5 protein-coding genes and 1 riboswitch are annotated in these 5,439 nt (G+C 71.5%); all 5 genes read left to right on the forward strand.

Going from position 1 to position 5,439, the window contains the following annotated elements; translation table 11 throughout:
- Positions 1–77 precede the first annotated feature (77 nt).
- The 5 genes from VKN16_05235 (at position 78) to thiO (ending at position 5,019) form a co-directional block, all read left to right on the forward strand.
- A complete protein-coding gene (locus VKN16_05235) occupies positions 78–2,150 on the forward strand; it encodes a thioredoxin domain-containing protein (protein HME93601.1) in 2,073 nt (690 codons plus the stop codon).
- A 6-nt stretch (positions 2,151–2,156) separates the two neighbouring features.
- Positions 2,157–2,257, forward strand: a riboswitch (TPP riboswitch).
- 44 nt (positions 2,258–2,301) lie between these two features.
- Positions 2,302–2,502 carry a sulfur carrier protein ThiS gene (thiS, locus tag VKN16_05240; GenBank protein ID HME93602.1) on the forward strand — a complete coding sequence of 67 codons (201 nt, stop codon included), beginning with the start codon at positions 2,302–2,304 and terminating at the stop codon, positions 2,500–2,502.
- A 2-nt stretch (positions 2,503–2,504) separates the two neighbouring features.
- Complete coding sequence (locus tag VKN16_05245) at positions 2,505–3,287, forward strand: thiazole synthase (GenBank protein HME93603.1); 783 nt, start codon at positions 2,505–2,507, stop codon at positions 3,285–3,287.
- Positions 3,275–3,901, forward strand: a complete 627-nt coding sequence (gene thiE, locus VKN16_05250; protein ID HME93604.1) for a thiamine phosphate synthase — start codon at positions 3,275–3,277, stop codon at positions 3,899–3,901. The genes VKN16_05245 and thiE overlap by 13 nt, the downstream gene beginning before the upstream one ends.
- Positions 3,901–5,019: a glycine oxidase ThiO gene (gene thiO, locus VKN16_05255; protein HME93605.1), complete on the forward strand. Its 1,119-nt coding sequence runs from the start codon at positions 3,901–3,903 to the stop codon at positions 5,017–5,019. The genes thiE and thiO overlap by 1 nt, the downstream gene beginning before the upstream one ends.
- Positions 5,020–5,439: the final 420 nt, after the last annotated feature.

The following is a 5,439-nucleotide window of genomic DNA, read 5'->3' on the forward strand; positions in this document are numbered from 1 at the left end:
CCCGACGCCGCAGAAGACAAACGAACTCCGCATGGGCTATAGTTGACAATCTTACTAGGTAATAGCGCACACCCCTCATGCATCCTACCGAATATACGAACCGCCTCGCCCGGGAAACCAGCCCTTACCTCCTGCAGCACGCCCACAACCCGGTGGACTGGTATCCGTGGGGCCCCGAGGCCTTCGAGCGGGCCCGGCGCGACGACAAGCCGGTCCTGCTCTCGGTCGGCTACTCGGCCTGCCACTGGTGTCACGTCATGGAGCGCGAGTCGTTCGAGAACGACGAGATCGCCGCGCTGATGAATCGCCTCGTCGTCTCGATCAAGGTGGACCGCGAGGAGCGCCCGGACGTGGACCAGATCTACATGCAGGCGGTGCAGTCCATGACCGGCCGCGGCGGCTGGCCGATGACCGTGTTCCTGACCCCGGACGGCGTGCCCTTCTACGGCGGCACCTACTTCCCGCCGGTGGACCGCCACGGCATGCCGGCCTTCCCGCGGCTCCTCCAGTCGATCGCCGACGCGTACCACTCGCGTCGCGGCGAGGTACTCGAGGCGGGGCGCCAGCTCGTGGAGTCGATGGGGCAGTCGGGCCGGCTGAGCGGGGCCGCGAGCCTCCTGAGCCGCGACGTGCTCGTCCAGGCTTATCTGGGCCTGAGCGCCGAGTACGACGAGCGCGACGGCGGCCTCGGCCAGGCCCCGAAGTTCCCCCAGCCGATGACGTGGGAGGCGGTGCTGCGGATGGGCCGGCGCACCGGCGATGCGCGCGCGCTCGCGATGCTGCGCCACACCCTCACGCGCATGGCCCGCGGCGGCATCTACGACCAGCTGGGCGGCGGCTTCCATCGCTACTCGGTGGACGGCCAGTGGCTGGTGCCGCACTTCGAGAAGATGCTCTACGACAACGCCCAGCTCGCCTCCCTCTACCTGCACGGCTGGCTCGCCACCGGCGACCCCGAATACCGTCGAATCGCCGAGGAGACGCTCGACTACGTGCGGCGCGAGATGACGCACCCCGGGGGCGGCTTCTACTCCGCCCAGGACGCCGACTCCGAAGGCGTCGAGGGCAAGTTCTTCGTCTGGTCGCCCCAGGAGATCGAGGTCGCCCTCGGAGATCCGGGCCTCGCGCGCGTGGCGCTGGGCTACTGGGGCGTCGCGGATGGCCCGAACTTCGAGGGCCACAGCATCCTGTTCGTGCCGCGGGAGCCCGCGGACGTGGCCGCGTCGCTCGGCATGACCGAGTCAGCGCTGGCCGACGCGGTGGCGCGGGCGCGGGTGATCCTCCACGGCGTGCGGGAGGAGCGCGTGCACCCGGGCCTGGACGACAAGGTCCTCGCCTCCTGGAACGGCCTGATGCTCGCGGCGTTCGCGGAAGCCGCCGCGGTGCTGGGCCGCACCGACTACCTGGCCACCGCGGTGCGCAACGCCGAGTTCCTCACGAGCCAGATGGTCCGCGACGGCCGCCTGCTGCGCTCGTGGAAGGACGGCCAGGCCCGCATCACCGGCTACCTCGAGGACTACTCGATGGTGGGGGCGGGGCTGCTGACTCTCTACGAGGCCACCTTCGATCGTCGCTGGCTCGACGAGTCGCGACGGCTGGCCGAGGAGGCGCTGCGCCTCTTCTGGAGCCCCGACCGCGAGGCCTTCTTCGACACCGGCCACGATCAGGAGAGCCTGGTGGTGCGCCCCCGCAACATCTTCGACAACGCGGTGCCCAGCGGCACCTCGGTGGCTATCGACTGGCTGCTGCGCCTGGCGGTCGTGCTGGGCGAGGAGCGCTACGAGGCCCTCGCGCTGCGCGCCTTGCGTCCGATGGCCGATCTCATGCAGCGCTACCCCTCGGGCTTCGGCCGCTACCTCTCCGCGCTCGACTTCCACCTGGGGCCGGTGGCCGAGATCGCGCTGGTGTGGCCCGCCGGGCACGAGCGCGCGCTGGCGCCGCTGGTCGACGCGGTCTTCGGTCGCTACCAGCCGAACCGGGTGGTGGTCGGCGCTGCGGAGGGCTCGCCGGGTGCCGCCGGGCTGCCGCTCCTCGCGGACCGGGGAGCCCAGAGCGGCCGGCCCACCGCCTACGTGTGCCGGCACTACGTCTGTCAGCTTCCGGTGACCGAGCCGGCGGCCCTCGCACGGCAGCTCGACGCTGAGGTATAATTCGAACCGCGTCGCTGGGGGAGGTTTCCTGAGAACCGGGTGCGGCCCGGGACCCCTCGAACCTGCACTGGGTAATTCCAGCGAAGGGAACGTGACGCGGAGGCATCGGCACTGGACCGCACCCTTTCTCGAAAGGCGTGCGGTTTTTTTCATGACGGTCACCGTGAACGGCAAGCCGATGGAGCTGCCCCCCGACATCACGATCGACGGGCTGCTCGCCCATCTCAAGATTCGCCGCGAGTTCACCGCGGTGGCCTTGAACCGCGAGGTCGCGCAGCGGTCGCAGTACGCCGAGACCCGGATCAAGGACGGCGACAAGATCGAGATCGTCCACCCAATGGGCGGAGGCTAGACATGTACGACACATCACTGTGGCTGGGTGGGAAAGAGTTCAAGTCCCGTCTCATCGTGGGGACGGGGAAATACCCGTCGTTCGAGAACATGCGCGAGGCCATCGAGGCCTCCGGATCCGAGATCGTCACCGTTGCGGTGCGCCGGGTGAGCCTGCCGGGGCAGGGCGAGTCGCTGCTCGACTACGTCGACCCCAAGAAGTACGTGCTCCTGCCCAACACCGCCGGCTGCTACTCGGCCGACGAGGCGGTCCGGACCTGCTACCTGGCGCGAGAGGCCGGCCTGGGCACGCTGGTCAAGCTCGAGGTCATCGGCGACTCGCGGACGCTCTTCCCGGACGTGCTGGGTCTGCTGGAGGCCACCCGCACCCTCGCGCGCGAGGGCTTCACCGTGCTGCCCTACACGAACGACGATCCGGTGATGGCCAAGAAGCTCGAGGACGCCGGGGCGGCCGCGGTCATGCCGCTGGGGGCGCCCATCGGCTCGGGGCTCGGCATCCGCAACCCGTACAACATCAAGCTCATCCTCGAAGCGGTCACGGTGCCGGTCATCGTCGACGCGGGCGTGGGTACCGCGTCGGATGCGGCCATCGCGATGGAGCTGGGGTGCGACGGCGTGCTCATGAACACCGCCATCGCGTCGGCCAAGGACCCCGTGGCGATGGCCACCGCGATGCGCCTGGCGGTGGAGGCCGGGCGGCTGGCCTTCAAGGCGGGTCGGATCGGCAAGAAGCTCTACGCGACCGCGTCCTCCCCGCTGGAGGGCGTGCCCGAGTGGACCAGCTAGGCTTCTCGCTCTACCTCATCACCGACCGCCTTACCGCGAGCCGGCCCCCCGCGGACATCGTGGACGAGTGCCTGGGCGCCGGGCTGCGGGCGGTGCAGCTGCGGGAGAAGGACCTCGCGGTGCGTGAGCTGCTGGCGCTGGCGAAGGAGCTGCGCGAGAGCACCTGCCGCCACGGCGCGCGACTCGTGGTCAACGACCGTGCGGACGTGGCGCTGGCCGCCGGCGCCGACGGCGTGCAGCGCACGCACGCCTCGCTGCCGGTCCCGGCGCTGCGCGCGATCTCGCCGCCCGGTTTCCTGATCGGCGCCTCCACGCATTCCCTGGCCGAGGCGCGTCAGGCCGAGGCCGACGGCGCCGACTTCGTGGTCTTCGGCCCCGTCTACGACACCCCGTCCAAGCGCGCGTTCGGCGCTCCGCAGGGGCTGGGCGCACTCGAGCGCGTGGCGAGCGCGGTGGCCCGACCGGTGATCGCGGTGGGCGGCATCACGCCCGCGCGGGCGCGGGAGGTGCTGGCCGCGGGCGCGGTGGGCGTCGCGGTGATCCGCGGCATCTACGGAGCCGCGCGCCCCGCGGACGCGGTCAAGGCGTTCCTCGACGCGCTCGGACGCGCCTGATGGCCGCCGCGCCCGCGGTGGCGGTGGTCGGCGGCGGCATCATCGGCTGCGCCTGTGCCCTCGAGCTGGCCCGGCGCGGCTGCCGGGTGACGCTCTTCGAGCGCGGCGCGCCCGGCGCGGAGGCCTCGAGCGCGGCGGCGGGGATCCTCTCGCCGCTCGGCAGCTCGCCCGATCCCGGCCCGTACGACCGGCTCGCGATCGAGAGCTGGCGGCTCTATCCCGGCGTGGTGGCGGAGCTGCGCGCGGCCACCGGCGTGGACGTCGAGCACATGACCGCGGGCACGCTGTACCCGCTCGTCGGCCCGCACGAGATCGAGGCGGCGCGCGCCCGCCTCGCGTGGCCGCTCGCCCGCGAGCTCGGCATCCGCCTGGTCGAGGGCGGCGATCTGCACGCGCTCGAGCCGGCGCTCGCGAAGGATCTGACCGCGGCCCTCCTGGTGCAGGGCGACCACTGGATCAACAACCAGCGCCTGGTGACCGCCTACGCGCTCGCCGCCGCCGCGCGCGGCGTGACGGTGTGCCCCGGCACCGAGGTGTCGCGGCTCCTGGTTGACGACGGCCGCGCCCGCGGGGTCGTGACGATGGACGGCGAATCGGTCCGCGCCGACGCGGTCCTGCTCGCCGCCGGCGCCTGGTCCGGCCGGCTCGCCGCGGCCGCCGGCTTCGATCTGCCGGTGGGGCCGGTGCGCGGCCAGATGCTCGCGGTGAGCAACGTGCCCTCGCTGCTCTCCCACGCGATTCATGGCGACGACATCTACCTGGTGCCGCGGCCCTCGGGCGAGCTGCTGATCGGCGCCACCGTCGAGCGGGTGGGCTTCGAGCGTGCGGTCACGCCCGACGGGCTCGGCTCGCTCATCGCCCAGGCCCTCGCGCTGGCGCCTGGCATCGGCGGCCGCCCGATCACGCGCTCCTGGTTCGGCTTTCGCCCGTGGGCCTCGGATGGCCAGCCGGTCCTGGGCCCCGCGCCGGGCATCGACGCCCTCTTCGTGGCCACCGGCCACTACCGCAACGGCATCCTGCTCGCGCCCGTGACCGCCGCGGTGATGGCCCGCTGCATCGTCGACGGCGAGATCCCCGACGCCATCGTGCCATTCCTACCCGCCCGCTTCTCACGATGAACGATCGCGACGCACAGTCGCCAAAGACGCCCCGATGAGCCCGAAGGGCGAAGAGGCCCAACGCACACGCCGTGAGACAGCCCACCGACGACTCAGAACCGTCGCCAAGGACGCCCCGATGAGCCCGAAGGGCGAAGAGGCCCAACGCACACGCCGCGAGACAGCCCACCGACGACTCAGAACCGTCGCCCAGGACGCCCCGATGAGCCCGAAGGGCGAAGAGGCCCAACGCACACGCAGCGAGACAGCCCACCGACGACTCAGAACCGTAGCCAAGGACACCCCGATGAGCCCGAAGGGCGAAGAGGCCCAACGCACACGCCGCGAGACAGCCCACCGACGACTCAGAACCGTAGCCAAGGACGCCCCGATGAGCCCGAAGGGCGAAGAGGCCCAACGCACACGCAGTGAGACAGCCCA

This window comes from Candidatus Methylomirabilota bacterium (assembly GCA_035315345.1).
Classification (GTDB): Bacteria; Methylomirabilota; Methylomirabilia; order Rokubacteriales; family CSP1-6; genus CAMLFJ01.

Coding starts and splice junctions, on each gene's coding strand:
- VKN16_05235 (HME93601.1), top strand. CDS start 78: ATGCATCCTACCGAATATACGAACCGCCTCGCCCGGGAAACCAGCCCT.
- thiS (HME93602.1), top strand. CDS start 2,302: ATGACGGTCACCGTGAACGGCAAGCCGATGGAGCTGCCCCCCGACATC.
- VKN16_05245 (HME93603.1), top strand. CDS start 2,505: ATGTACGACACATCACTGTGGCTGGGTGGGAAAGAGTTCAAGTCCCGT.
- thiO (HME93605.1), top strand. CDS start 3,901: ATGGCCGCCGCGCCCGCGGTGGCGGTGGTCGGCGGCGGCATCATCGGC.